Below are 12934 nucleotides of genomic sequence, written 5' to 3' on the forward strand. Positions count from 1 at the left end.
CTGCTTTCATCTCACTGATGAAACATTTGTTACTTGGCGAAAATAGTGTTGTCTACATCATAAAGAGTAAGTACTCGCAGGTGGAACGCATTCCACCGCGATTCTCCCATTTTGTCACCCCATAAGCGCTCCATCTGCTCCCACAAAGTAGATTGCTTTATGAGATTATGGGACGTATGAGTTTAGAGAGCTCCCTTACACCCAATCTACAAACACTAACCGACATCCTAGAAGCCTATTCGCGCGCCTCCGGCAACCCCGCCAAGGCTCATGCGCTAATCACTTCAGGAGAGTTGGGTGACTTAGCGCTGACCCACCCGGACGGCGCTTATATTACAGACCCCGCACTGGTTCAAGATTTTATGGTGGCAGTCAATGAATTGATTGCGACAAAGGTACTCCCTGCCGACTGCGACATCCGCCTAGAGACCATGGAGGTGGAACCGACATCGGAAGAGCATGCAACCGAGGACGCCGCCCCCGAAAACACCGAACCATTTATCCAGGAACCAGGCAACCCGGGAGATCTCTCAGCAGTCCCTTACGCCCACAATGACGGCATGACTCTCCGCAAGACCCTGCTCAGCCACGGACATTCCACAGGCTACCGCGTGCGCGATATTGACGACGCCGTCACTCGCCTGGACGGCAAAACCCTGCCTGAAATCCGCTTCTTCCGCTCCACTGTGCGCGAAGGCAAGGTGGCAGAAGGTCCACACGGCGACATTTTTTCATCAGATATCGCCGCGGATTTCGGCAGGGAGCTATTCGCTGATGCCGCCGTGCGCCTTCCCGCGCCTACCCCAAACGACGTCGTGCAACCTAAGCTTGCCCACAAGTACTGGGTGGAGCTAGCCCACGATGCGCAAACTCTCTACGCAGCTGATCTTGCTCCTGGCGCGTCCGGTGCCATCGGGCAGATTATTGCGCGTTCAGCCATGACCGCCGAGCCGCCCTACATAGTCGCACGGTCACTCTCGCAGTTTGTGACGGGCGATTGGATTCAGGGCGCTACCGAGCGAGTTGCACAGAACCAGTCGGCGGAAGAAGAAACAGGCCCTCGCTGGGAGAGCGTTTCTTCGGTTCTTGAGCCCAGCGCAGAAGCAGCGCCAGTGTTAGAGAATGCCTCAGCGCCGGAGGTTTTCAACCAAGAGTCGCCAGCTCACCACGACCATGGTCTGGTTCAGGAAGTGGAACAGGCGACTGATAAATCACTAGAGCAAGAGACCGCGAATGGCACGGAACAGATCGGCGCCACAGCGACTGAAAACCGAGGCGATGAAAACCCTGCCGATGAAAACGAGGGTTTCACCCCCGACCAGCCCGCCGCGAGTCCTCACGAAGAGCATTCGGAAGAGTCCTCTTACCGCTCCCAAATCAACACGCTTCTAGGGCGACAAGACGAAGAAAAATCACCGATTTTCTCTTACATCGACGCAGAGCTAGATGGACAGAAAGACCCCTCGGCGGATGCGCCTCAGCCCGAAGAAAATGACCCGTTCGCCCCGGTTGAGCCCGAAGCTCGCCAGGAAACATCTCAGCAACCCCATCGAGACGCGGCGCCTACCACTGAAAATGAGCCTGAAAATAACTTTATGAAGGGCTTGCGTAGATTCTTTCTGGGCTAAGTTGCTCACGGCGGTTTCTGTAGGGGTGGAAATATTGGACGAGAGTTCAGCGTTAAACCTACGAGACTGCCCCCAGGCGGGAACCGCTGCCATACTGCTGGGTTACGCCCGACCCTAATGCAGAAGATGCAAAACTAGGAGTAATCGTGAAAGCCAAAGAACCCGAAAACACCGAGTGGGCAGAGCTGGAAATCTTTATTCCAGGCCCCGGCGAGAATGAAAATGACCCAGACGATTCTGAGCGCACCCAGTTTCTTGCAACCGCGCAACATCTCTTAGCTTCAGGGTTTGACATAGCTGTTTACTCCACTAACTCTTACCCCTCAGCGTTCGAAGACTGCGTGCCGGTTGCCGATCAGATTGAGATTTCTGGGAGGGACGTGCTGCCAATTTTGCTGGCAGATGGTGAAGTGAAAGTTTCTTACAACTACCCCGACGAAGAGCAGATGAAGCGCTTCTCCAAAGCGCGTAGTGTCAAACCTAAGAAGATTTCGGCGGCAGCTGCAGCGTGCGGAACCGGTGGCGCTGAGATGCCACCCACCGCGCCGTCCATGGAACCGGCAGGATTCGCCGCAACCCTGGCAGGCGTAACGGAGAAACCTGCGGGTGGCCCCGAAATTGGCGCTCGACGCAATCTGATGTCTGGCGATTTTGGCGATGGCCTCCCTACGCCCGGCACCTCTGCTGTAACGACCAAGGACGACGCGGCATCGTCGTCCGGCGGATGTGGATGTGGCGGCTGCGGTTGCCAGTAGCTACCGAATTCTCCAGCGAGAGTAACTGACTTTGAAAAGTAGCCGAACTTCCCGAGATATATTCTTGTTTGCTATATTCTCGGGAAGTTCGGCTTTCAATGACTTCAAAAGAGAGTGAAACTTAAGACTTTCTTCTCACGAGGATCAGAGGAACTTACTGGCGAACCTTTCAATGGATTGAGGGTCTCCCCCGAGAATCACTACGTTCCCCGGGGTAAGGTGGAGGTTTTCTAGATCATGATTCCACTGACCTGAGGAATCACGATAAGAATTAATAGCTACCCCATATTTCTTATAAAGTTCATGCGGATTCAGGTTTACGCCCGAAAGTTTTTCAGTCGCAGAAGCCATAGCCAGAGCATAATTAGTGTCAATCTGAATAAACTCTTTCAGATCTCCCTGCAAAAGATGAGCCACCCGCTTTCCCATATCTTTTTCCGGAAAGACCACATTTCGGACACCCAGCTGTTGCAAAATGACCCCGTGCTGGTCAGATACTGCTTTAGCCCAAATATTTTCTACTCCGGCTCTCAGCAGATATGAGGTCACCAAAATACTGGATTCGAGGTGAGTACCTATCGCAACAACCACACGATCGAAATCAGTGATCCCAAGCTGATCCAAAACATCAGGATGCGTCGCATTCGCCCGAACTACATGTGTCAGCTTGTTGTTAAGAGATTGCACGATTTCCTCACGGTCATCAATCCCTAAAACCTCAGAACCATTCGCCATCAGCTCCAGAGCAACCGATTGCCCAAAACGTCCTAGGCCAATAACCGCTACTGAGCTACCTTCAGAGACATTATCTGAATCAAATAACGACAGCTTTTTCTTTCTAACCAATGAGAGGCCTTTCTTTGGGCAACTCGTACAGAGCTGGACGACGTCGATAGACAAGTGCAGCCGCAGCGGTAACGGGCCCGATGCGTCCGCAAATCATCAAAATGATAAGAATGATTTTTCCTACTAGGGGCATTTCGAAGGTGATACCCGTGGTTAGCCCTACGGTGGCGAAGCCAGAAACGACTTCGAAAAGTATCTGATCGGTGGTGAATGCTGTAAGAAGTTGCAGAGCGAAAACGGCAACAAATATGAGTGCGGTACTGAGGAGAACCACGGTGATTGCTTCGCGGTGTACAGAACGCGCCAGACGCTTGCCCAGAATATTAACTGCGCCTTCACCCCGTATCTCAGTAATAGCTACAAACAGAAGCACACCAAAAGTAGTAATTTTTATACCGCCGGCAGTACCTGCTGGGCCACCACCGATAAACATCAAAACATCCATAAACAGAAGAGTTGAGGGGTGGAAGGTGGAAATATCTAGGTTATTGAATCCCGAGGTACGCGTAAAAGCAGATTGGGCAAAGCTGTTGAGAATCTTTTCAGCGCTATTCATCGTCCCTAAGGAACCAGGATTATTCCACTCTAAAACTGCAATTACCGCTGTTCCCAAAAATAAGAGAATAGGAGTTCCCAGAAGAACAAGTTTGGTACCCATATTCCACAGCCGGATATGTGCTCCCGCTTTTCTCAGTTGCATAAATACAGGGAAACCCAGGCCTCCTAAAACCGTAAGAAAAGATAGAGGTAGGAGAACCCATGGGTCATGGTAAAAACTTATGAGGTTATCTGAATAAAGGGCAAAACCGGCGTTATTGAAGGCTGAAACAGAATGGAAGATTCCCTTCCATAGCGATTCAGTAAAACTAAGTTTGTAACCGAAGAAAAATCGTGAGAAAAGAAATAAAAATCCTATAAATTCGATGAGCAGAGCGATGCGGATAACGGCGAGAACCATGCGTCTAAGATCGAAGAGGCCTTGTCCACGAACTTCAGCCGAGGCTTTGAGTCTGTTGTTCAGCGAAATTTTTCGAAGGACAAAAGCTCCGATGGCGGTAGAGAGAGTCATAAATCCTAAACCACCCATTTGAATCAGAGCCAGGATGATAATTTGACCCAGAAAAGTCCAATGCGTAGCAGTATCTACGGTAGTGAGTCCTGTAACGCAGGTGGCTGAGACGGCGGTAAATAAATCATCTACTACCTTGTTGTTAGCAGGATCCTGGTGAGCAGCAGGCAGAAAGAGCAGTGAAGTGCCAACAAAGATGGCACTGACAAAGCCTATTAGAACGCTTCGTTGCGGATTTACCTTTTTGAAGGACATATCTTTAGCCCTCAAGCGGAAAATGTTGAGGTCTGGCGACCGGCAAAAATATCACCGATTTAATATACACCTGCTAGAACCCGCATGGGAGAAGTTAGAGAAAAATGCTTATCTAGTTTTTCACGGAGTCTTCTTTTGATGCCCTTGAGGCACCTGTGATTTCAGTCTTAGGTACTTTGCAGTATTTTTCGGAACGTTCCCGTATGTTTGGGGTGGGTCAGGTCTGTTTGCCTGCTAGCCCCGCTGCAAAACCAGCGTTTTGTATCCTGCAAAGGTTGAGGTTTTGCCGGTGTCTCTGAAACCGTGTTTACGGTAGAAAGCAACGGCGCGCCCATTGGTAGCGAGCACCTCCACCGTGACCCGTTCACCCTCTGGCAGGACGGCGCGCATGAGAGCTTCCCCCATTCCGGTGCCGAACGCTTGGGGAACAATATAGAGGGACTGCAAGTCAAGAGTTTCACCGGGGGCTTGCCGCGTGCTGACAGTTCCTAGAATCTCACCCTTTTCATCGACAGCAATGCGGGCGCAACGGCGGGCGCCGGTTCCCGCTTCAACATCGCAGCCGTTGGAATCGAGCCCGGCAAACCATTCGCTAAATGACTCGGCGCGGGCATCAAACTTTTCTTCTCGCTCACGAAAGAGCTTTTCTTCAAAGATGCCTTCGTAGGCGGCTCGCCAGCTCAGCTGACGGGCACGCTCGAACCCGGCGCCGTCGTGGGGACCAGGAATGCGAAGAGTGAAATTCATATACTTATTATGCGCTGAGTGAGCCGTAATAAAAGAGCTTGCGTCTTTTCCCCTACCCACTAAAGTTAAAACAGTAAGTTTTCTTAGTATCACTAGGCTTAAGGAGCACTCACTGGCAGATCTCAATAACAAAAAGTGCTCATTCTCGCTAGCCAGGGCGTAGAGCAGATTGAGCTTACCTCGCTGCGTGATGCGCTCATCCTCCCCGGCGGCACCCTCAACGCCGATGCATTGCGCATCGACCCCGAGGCTCGCTCTATCACCGTTCAGTTCTTTGAGGCATTCAACAAGGCAATTATCGCTAAGTTGAGCATGGTTTCTTACCACCAAAAATAGATTTAAACCGGTGCCCGGCACACTTAGTGAAAATGTGCCGGGCACGTGTTATTTAAAATCTGAGGCAAAAATTTTTACCCCCTAACATAGCTTTATGCCATGTCGATCAGGGTCAGCGAAAAACGGGAAGGTTCCAACGCCTTTACTGCATGACGGTCATTGGGGGCTAGATAAATGACGTCGCCAGGGACCACCACATTCGCAGTCCCGCCTACCGTAAATTCAATCTTGCCCTGCAGAATATTGACGATAACTGCGCGCGGGGCAGAATGTTCTGTGAGCACCTGATTGGTGTCCATCGCGAAAGAAACCTGGCGAATTTTTTCGTTATTGAAAACCACCTGCGATTTAGTTGCCTCCTGTTCAAGTGGCAATTCTTCAAAAACGCCAGCGGCAACCTGGGATTCGCTCATCGGGGTGCTACTCATGGGATGCTCCATTCACTAAATAATTAGGTTATATATTATTTACCTAATTATACCTCGCGTCACCACCTACAAACTAGACCTCCCCTCCCCGCTCTGAAGTGTGAGTACTGTAAAAACAAGACCGTCGTCAGGGGAAGGAACACGCTGAAACGCACAGCAGTTTTTCTCGACATCGATGGAACTTTGTGAAATTACAATGGCGAAGTGCCGCCCTCCGCCGGGGACGCCGTGCGCGCGGCTCGTAAAACCGGGCACGTCGTCGTCTTATGCACCGGGCGGTCTCGTGCCGAAATCTACCCCGAACTCTGGGAATTTGGGGTAGATGGTCTCATCGACGGCAACGGAAGCTATGTCGAGCTGAACGAAAAAGTTCTCCTACACCAGCCCATACCCGAGACCGAAGCGCACGCCATCGCGGACTGGCTCCATGAAAGAGGGCTAGAATTCTTCCTCGAAAGCAACAACGGCCTCTTTGCCAGCGAGCATTTTGAGACCGCCGGTGAGCCGGTCATCCGCCAGTACAGTGCGGGAAAAGGCGTGGAAAACGCCGCCGCCCTGCAAGTGCTGGTTGAGCATGCAGGAATCTCCGCCGAGCACACCGTCGCGTTGGGAGATGCCAAAGACGATATTCCTATGTTCGAATTCGCTCGGGTGGGAGTTGCTATGGGCAACGCAGGAGAGGAGGCAAAAGCGGCGGCAGATTTCGTCACCGACGACGTCGATGAGCACGGTCTAGCACATGCCTTCACCCGGTTGGGCTTGATAACGAAGTAGTTCGATAGGCTTGGGAAAGAAAACTTTTCTTGAAAGGAAACTATGCCTCAGCCAACCATTAAAGTTATTTCCGGGCCGACCGTTGAGATTGAATATGCCGGTTTGCACTTGCTCACCGACCCCACTTTCGACCCTGAAACCACCTACGATCTCGGCGGCGGAGCGAGCCTGCGCAAAACCACAGGGGCTCCGGTAGAGGCAGAAAGCGTTCTACCCCTCGATGCCGTCCTGCTTTCCCACGATCACCACCCCGATAACCTGGATAACAAGGGGCGCGAACTTCTCTCACAGGTTCCGCTCACCCTCACTACCCGCGATGGTGAAAAACGTCTAGGCGGAAACGCCCACGGCCTTTCACCCTGGGAAGAGTATGAAATCACCAGCACTCAGGGCACAAAGGTCACCGTCACCGCGTTGCCCGCTCTCCATGGCCCAGATGGCGACGACACCGAGGAAATTATCGGTCAGGTCATCGGCTTCTTGCTGACGGCCGAGGGCGAGCCGACTATCTACATTTCCGGCGATAACGCCTCTTTGAAGGTAGTTGAAGAAATCGCTGAGCGTATCTCTGATATTGACACCGCCGTCATTTTTGCCGGTGCGGCTCGTAGCCCCTTCTTTGACGGCGCTCCCCTCACCTTGGACGGCGCAGGCGCGGTAGAGGCTGCAAAAATCTTGAAGCCTTCCCACGTGGTTATTGCACACGCAGACTCGTGGGAACACTTCTCTGACTCTTTCGAGAACGCACTCCAGGCATTTAACGACGCCGGACTGGGCAAGCTACTCATCTAAGACATGGCTTTACAGGCTCTATAGTCCACTCAGCAATTCCCTCTAAATCTTCGCAAGGAAAATTCACGTGAAAAACACCCCTCATATCAAGCCCGACAACGCTCCCATTGCAGAGACCGTGTTGCTCCCCGGCGATCCCCTGCGCGCAAAATTCATTGCCGATAACTATCTAAAGAACGTTCAGCAGTTCAACGGCGTGCGCAACATGCTCGGCTACACCGGCGAGTTCAATGGCAAGCAGGTATCGGTCATGGGTACCGGCATGGGTATTCCCTCTGCCAGCTTGTACGCATGGGAACTCATCAACGTCTTTGGTGTAAAGCGCCTGATTCGCATTGGTTCATGTGGCGGCTTGAGCGCCAACCTCGATACTTTCGATATCGTGATTGCTGCCGCAACCTCCACCGATTCGAACTTCATGCGCCAGTACGAGCTACCGGGCACTTTCGCCCCCACTGCATCGTGGTCGCTCTTGAACGCCGTGGCAAAAGAAGCCGAAAAACAGAACATTAAACTGCATGTGGGCAACGTGGTTTCTTCGGATGTCTTCTATCACCACAATTCTGAAGACAACAAAAAGTGGGCGGACATGGGTGTTCTCGCCGTCGAGATGGAGACCGCCGGCATCTACGCCACCGCCGCTGCCGCTGGTGCGGAAGCGCTGGGCGTCTTCACCGTGTCCGACCATATCTTCAAGGGTTCAGACACCACCCCCGAACAGCGCGAAACCGCTTTCACCGAAATGATGGAACTGGTACTGCCTGTGGCAGTCAGCTAAAGCCCTCGGTTTGAGGCGCGGACCGCGCATCGAAAAAGACCCCCCTGCCTTACCCGCACTGAATGGCGCGGGTAACGCAAGGGGGTCATTTTTTTGACGAGCACATTATTCTCGACAGCAAAAATTTTTCGGATTTTAAGAAAAATTTGAACACTCAGCCCGTATAACTGCCTTTTGACTAGGGATTATGTATTCTATGAATGAAGTGGGTTAGCCAACACGGTCTTATGTTCGTGTTCTCATTTCACAGGTTATTTACGACCGCAACCACATACACTCTCCTCCCCCATAAGGATTGCAATAATGCACACTTCCACCAGAATCTGGCGGGTCCTCTCCGCCGCCCTCTTTGCAGGCTTCCTTTCCGTCGGCACCGTCGTCGCCCCTGCACAGGCAGACATCACGCCTACCCCAACCGCAACAGCCTCTACCTCTAGCCTGAAGTCCCTGAACATCAAACCTGAAGCCCAAGCCCAAAACCTCTGGTGCTGGGCGGGTGCAAGCACCGCAGTAGCCAACTACTTTGGCGCAAATGTAAGCCAAAACGAATTCTGCAACCTCGCCAAAGGCAACCCCAACCGCTACGCACCGTGCGCCAACACTACCGGCGACCTCAACGACATCCGCCGCGGCTGGTACAACGTCGGCGTTTACGGCAGTACCACCCGCTATGGCACACTAACCTTCTCCGAAATTAAGCGGGAAATCGACGCCGGACGCCCCGTTCAGGTGCGCATTCAGTGGAACTCAAACGGTATGGGGCACTTCCTGGTCATCGAAGGGTACAACGCGGCAACACAAGAAATTCAGTGGATCGATCCCTGGCCCACCTCCCAGCGCGTGAACGTGGCGAAGTACAGCAGCTTCCTCAATGATTCCCGCTATAAATGGACCCACTCCATTACCAACATAGGCGTTTACGGAACCCCTAAGGATGTGTACAGCATCTATTAGGAGCATCGGCTAGCACACCACCCCGCAACATATAGGGGATTCGCAGGGTGAAGCCGAGAGCCGCCATCGCCTTATCTTGTTTCATTGCATGGGGAAACAAGACGGCGGTGGCGGTTTTTTATTCTTGAGCGGGGCACGGGGCTTTCCAGTAAACTCAAGGCGAAACCTTCTGCAGAGAGATAAATTTATGGCTTCTGGAAACATCGCAAAGTCAGCGCTCATTTCAATTCGCGACGGCAAACTTCTAGTTGCGCGCAGCTTCGGCAAGGAGAAATTCTTTCTGCCCGGCGGCAAGCCCGGCGCCGGAGAAACCGCAAAAGAGGCACTCCACCGCGAGATTCGCGAGGAACTCAGCGTTGGGCTACACGCCAATTCCGTGCGCTCTTGGGGCACGTTTACCCAGCAGGCAGACGGCAAAGCTGCCGGCGTGCAGGTAGAGATGGCATGTTTTACCGCCGAACTCGACGGCGAGCCTGCGCCATCGGAAGAAATTGAAGAAATCGCCTGGGTAGATGCGTCCGACAGGGAGAAACTCTCTGCAGTGGCGCAACTTGTGCTCGATGATTTAGTACAGAAGTCTCTGGTCGTCTCCGGCGCAAACTCTCATCGCGCCGTCATTTTTGACCTCGACGACACTCTCTTTTTTACCATCGAAGCCAAATGGAACCACCACCGCCACGTGGCTCGCGAATCATTCGGCGTGGAGCTGACCGACGACGTCCTGCGTGAATACTGGGGTAAACCTTTCACTGAAATGATTGGGTTTTACTATCAAAATGCTGCGTCGGTTGAAGAGATGGTGGTGGCGAACGCCGCCAGCCGGGATCTCTTTCCCAAACAGCCGATTGAGGGTGCACGCGAGATGGTGTTTTCGCTGCTGGACGACGGCGTGGCAGTAGGCGTGGTGACCTCCACCCGCACCGAATGGGCGTTGGGCGAACTTGAACGTGAGGGTTATCCGCTCAATCGACTGACGATGGTTCAGGGCTCTGACCTGGTTGATTTTCACAAGCCGGATCCGCGCGTCTTCAACGAAATTCTCAAGATTATGCGTGCATGCGGCAAAACTGACCTGACCTATGTTGGCGACGCGCTGCTCGACGAACGTGCCGCCCTTGATGCAGGAATGATGTTTGTGGGGCTAGAAACCGGGCTGTATTCACATGCTGACTTCAGCGAAAACACCCCGGTGCTGCCAGATGTCAGCCACCTAAGAGACGTTCTATAAGGGGGGATGTCCTGAGCTTCTAGTGGGCACGCTACCCACATTTGTGACTATAAGATACCGCTTTTTAGTAGCGGCTCACCCTAAGAAAGTCGGACGTAAATTACCCCTTAGTAACTCTGTTTTCCCCTCAGGGCTGGTTCATATCCTTAATGCATCTATGAATTTATTCAAATTTATAGATTCCCAAACCCACACACTGCGATTCTTTCAAGCTCAGTGTTTGAGTCTAGAACCGCTGAAAACCACCCATGAGGTCTTATGTCCCCTTCTCCACTGCTTCAAAAAATAACAGCTGTTGCCTCTGCAACAGTCCTTGGAGTCACCTTTCTAGCAGGTGCCACCTCGGCAGCTCAGGCAGAACCAGCAGTCCACGATGGCAAAACTTTAGAAACCGCCGCCGCCTCCTGCTGGGAAATTAAGCAAAACTACCCCAACTCACCATCAGGCGCCTACTGGCTTGCCCCGCCAAACTCTAAATCAGTACCTGGCAAGTTTTACTGCGACCAGGAAACTGACGGCGGCGGTTGGCTCATGATTGGTCGCGGGCGAGAAGACTGGAATCGCTCTCTTACCGGCAAGGGAGATGCCAACAAAATTTGGCAGTCACCCAGCGGTAAAGACGCTTTTACAACCGCGCAGCTCTCCGCAGAGAAAATCAATGAGCTCACCGGCAAAGATCCCAATTATGTGAACGACATTCGAGTTGTTCGCTCGCTCAACGACCAGGGAAATTACACCCAGGAACTGCGCGGAACCATCAGCACCCGCAATAACTGGATTTGGGCTCTTCCCGACGCGCGGGCATGGCGCAGCGCCACCATGACTGAAAGCTCTGGCTGGAGTGCGCCTACCACTCAAACCGATCCTCGCACCACCACTAAAGACTCCAAAGGTTTCGACCGCGCTTATCGATCCTTCACCCCCATTTACTCCGGCGTCAACGGCCCCGGATACGGCTACGCCTACGGTATCGACGTTAAAGAAGGTTCAGCAGATAGCCACATCTGGCTCTCCAAAGGCAAGCGAACCATGCCTTTCACTCAGATGTACTTGCGCCCCAAACTAACGTCACCGGTAAAGCCTGAAGCGCGCAAAGACGTACCGAAGAGCCTCACCATGCCCATGCTATGGCGCACCTCCGAGCAGACTGCAACCGGTGTAGTGAGCGAAATGCACTCCTATGTGCAGGCAATTACGCAGGTGGGCGATACCGTCTTCGTTGGCGGTGACTACAAGAACCTGGTATCTGCCAAGGGTGAAGTTGTTGAGCAATCCTACCTCAGTGGCTACAACGTCAATACCGGTGATTTGGTCCGTACTTTTATGCCCAAGTTCAACGGTCAGATTAAGGCTGTAGAAGCTCTACCCAGCGGCAAGCTAGTAGTTGGTGGCGAGTTTACAGAGGTCAACGGCAAACCTATTTCTAATCTCGTCGTCCTCAACCCTGTTACAGGTGAAGTTGAGGACTTGGGTTGGAAGGTTGAAAACCGTGGAACTAGCGGTGTTGCGCAGGTACGTTCTCTTGACGTTCAGGGTAACTACCTCTACGTGGGTGGCAACTTCACTCACACAACCGGAGCAACCAGCCAATACGCTGTCTACGCTAAAAATGCGGTTCGTTTTGACCTCAGAAACAACAGCGTGGATAAGAACTGGAAGCCAGTCTTCAACGGCACCGTAAGCGGCATCAGCGCGGCTGAGGATGGCCAGTCTGTTTTCGCTGCGGGCTACTTCTCAGAATTGGGTGGCAAGAAAGCTTTCAAGCTGGCTTCTATCAACACCACCGATGGCGCCATGTATAAACCGTGGGAGTGGAAGCAGTCTATCGTTCTAGGCGGTGGCGGCTGGCAGCTTGATGTTCAGGATGCCGGAAACACTGTTTGGGCAGGTGGCACTGAGCATTTCATTCACGCTTACGATAAGAACAATAACTACGCACGAACCAGCTCGGCTATTACTAAGCGCGGTGGCGATTTCCAGGATCTGCACAAGGCAGGGAACATCATGTACGGCGCTTGCCACTGTGGCGACCAGGTCTTCGACGGCGCTTACACCTACTTCGGCGCTGAAAGCCAGGCTCGCAACAGCACCTACGACATCAAGCTCGTGGGCGCGTGGGACATTACCACCGGCAAGTACATTCCTGATTTCGCGCCTAATCTCAAGGGCGCATCAGGTAATGGCGTGTGGGAGTCCTTCGTAGATTCACGCGGCAACCTCTGGGTGGGTGGAGATATCAACCAGTCACTCGGCGTCAACGGCCCCCAAAGAACTGTTGGCTTTGCTCGATTTGAAGCGCAAAACTAACAGGATTTCTTAGCACTTGCACCGAAAAACACGGTGT

At 52.6% G+C, this 12934-nt stretch carries 13 protein-coding genes and 1 pseudogene; 10 read left to right on the forward strand and 4 right to left on the reverse strand.

Translation table 11 applies throughout. From position 1 onward, the window contains the following. Positions 1-176 precede the first annotated feature (176 nt). Both ACFR81_RS04285 and ACFR81_RS04290 read left to right on the forward strand, forming a co-directional pair. Entirely contained in the window at positions 177-1628 is a 1452-nt protein-coding gene (locus ACFR81_RS04285) for a hypothetical protein (RefSeq protein WP_343874622.1), read from the forward strand. Between the two features lie 146 nt (positions 1629-1774). Further along, entirely contained in the window at positions 1775-2383 is a 609-nt protein-coding gene (locus tag ACFR81_RS04290; protein ID WP_343874625.1) for an arsenic metallochaperone ArsD family protein, read from the forward strand. A gap of 144 nt (positions 2384-2527) precedes the next feature. Here ACFR81_RS04290 and ACFR81_RS04295 read toward each other — a convergent pair whose 3' ends face one another. The 3 genes from ACFR81_RS04295 to ACFR81_RS04305 all read right to left on the reverse strand — a co-directional run bounded on the left by ACFR81_RS04295 (position 2528) and on the right by ACFR81_RS04305 (position 5300). Next, on the reverse strand, positions 2528-3229 hold the full coding sequence (locus ACFR81_RS04295; protein WP_151146134.1) for an NAD-binding protein: 702 nt from the start codon (positions 3227-3229) through the stop codon (positions 2528-2530). Beyond that, positions 3222-4553 carry a TrkH family potassium uptake protein gene (locus ACFR81_RS04300; protein ID WP_068169008.1) on the reverse strand — a complete coding sequence of 444 codons (1332 nt, stop codon included), beginning with the start codon at positions 4551-4553 and terminating at the stop codon, positions 3222-3224. The genes ACFR81_RS04295 and ACFR81_RS04300 overlap by 8 nt, the downstream gene beginning before the upstream one ends. Positions 4554-4787: 234 nt before the next feature. Then, a complete protein-coding gene (locus ACFR81_RS04305) occupies positions 4788-5300 on the reverse strand; it encodes a GNAT family N-acetyltransferase (RefSeq protein WP_068169002.1) in 513 nt (170 codons plus the stop codon). Between the two features lie 135 nt (positions 5301-5435). Here ACFR81_RS04305 and ACFR81_RS04310 point away from each other — a divergent pair, with 135 nt between their 5' ends. Next, positions 5436-5636 carry a hypothetical protein gene (locus ACFR81_RS04310; RefSeq protein ID WP_343874630.1) on the forward strand — a complete coding sequence of 67 codons (201 nt, stop codon included), beginning with the start codon at positions 5436-5438 and terminating at the stop codon, positions 5634-5636. Positions 5637-5728: 92 nt separating this feature from the next. On the opposite strand, the gene ACFR81_RS04315 is transcribed toward ACFR81_RS04310, so the two are convergent. After that, positions 5729-6064 carry a cupin domain-containing protein gene (locus ACFR81_RS04315; protein ID WP_068168996.1) on the reverse strand — a complete coding sequence of 112 codons (336 nt, stop codon included), beginning with the start codon at positions 6062-6064 and terminating at the stop codon, positions 5729-5731. Positions 6065-6265: 201 nt separating this feature from the next. Here ACFR81_RS04315 and ACFR81_RS04320 point away from each other — a divergent pair. From ACFR81_RS04320 to ACFR81_RS04350, 7 genes and pseudogenes are all read left to right on the forward strand, one after another. Beyond that, positions 6266-6538, forward strand: a pseudogene (locus tag ACFR81_RS04320) (HAD hydrolase family protein); the annotation flags it as partial. Positions 6539-6601: 63 nt separating this feature from the next. Then, entirely contained in the window at positions 6602-6838 is a 237-nt protein-coding gene (locus tag ACFR81_RS04325; protein WP_343874806.1) for an HAD hydrolase family protein, read from the forward strand. A 42-nt stretch (positions 6839-6880) separates the two neighbouring features. Continuing rightward, complete coding sequence (locus ACFR81_RS04330) at positions 6881-7630, forward strand: MBL fold metallo-hydrolase (RefSeq protein WP_343874633.1); 750 nt, start codon at positions 6881-6883, stop codon at positions 7628-7630. Between the two features lie 67 nt (positions 7631-7697). Beyond that, entirely contained in the window at positions 7698-8408 is a 711-nt protein-coding gene (gene deoD, locus ACFR81_RS04335) for a purine-nucleoside phosphorylase (protein ID WP_083147141.1), read from the forward strand. A gap of 303 nt (positions 8409-8711) precedes the next feature. Continuing rightward, entirely contained in the window at positions 8712-9362 is a 651-nt protein-coding gene (locus ACFR81_RS04340) for a C39 family peptidase (RefSeq protein WP_083147140.1), read from the forward strand. A 187-nt stretch (positions 9363-9549) separates the two neighbouring features. Then, a complete protein-coding gene (locus ACFR81_RS04345) occupies positions 9550-10590 on the forward strand; it encodes an HAD hydrolase-like protein (RefSeq protein ID WP_343874638.1) in 1041 nt (346 codons plus the stop codon). 258 nt (positions 10591-10848) lie between these two features. Continuing rightward, complete coding sequence (locus ACFR81_RS04350) at positions 10849-12897, forward strand: fibrinogen-like YCDxxxxGGGW domain-containing protein (protein ID WP_343874641.1); 2049 nt, start codon at positions 10849-10851, stop codon at positions 12895-12897. Positions 12898-12934 lie beyond the last annotated feature (37 nt).

The sequence above is a fragment of the Rothia amarae genome, assembly GCF_042677725.1.
GTDB lineage: Bacteria > Actinomycetota > Actinomycetes > Actinomycetales > Micrococcaceae > Rothia > Rothia amarae.

Excerpts from the sequence above, each read along its gene's own strand:
- ACFR81_RS04285 (WP_343874622.1), top strand. The coding sequence starts at position 177 with ATGAGTTTAGAGAGCTCCCTTACACCCAATCTACAAACACTAACCGAC.
- ACFR81_RS04300 (WP_068169008.1), bottom strand. The coding sequence starts at position 4,553 with ATGTCCTTCAAAAAGGTAAATCCGCAACGAAGCGTTCTAATAGGCTTT.
- ACFR81_RS04305 (WP_068169002.1), bottom strand. The coding sequence starts at position 5,300 with ATGAATTTCACTCTTCGCATTCCTGGTCCCCACGACGGCGCCGGGTTC.
- ACFR81_RS04315 (WP_068168996.1), bottom strand. The coding sequence starts at position 6,064 with ATGAGTAGCACCCCGATGAGCGAATCCCAGGTTGCCGCTGGCGTTTTT.
- ACFR81_RS04330 (WP_343874633.1), top strand. The coding sequence starts at position 6,881 with ATGCCTCAGCCAACCATTAAAGTTATTTCCGGGCCGACCGTTGAGATT.
- ACFR81_RS04340 (WP_083147140.1), top strand. The coding sequence starts at position 8,712 with ATGCACACTTCCACCAGAATCTGGCGGGTCCTCTCCGCCGCCCTCTTT.
- ACFR81_RS04345 (WP_343874638.1), top strand. The coding sequence starts at position 9,550 with ATGGCTTCTGGAAACATCGCAAAGTCAGCGCTCATTTCAATTCGCGAC.
- ACFR81_RS04350 (WP_343874641.1), top strand. The coding sequence starts at position 10,849 with ATGTCCCCTTCTCCACTGCTTCAAAAAATAACAGCTGTTGCCTCTGCA.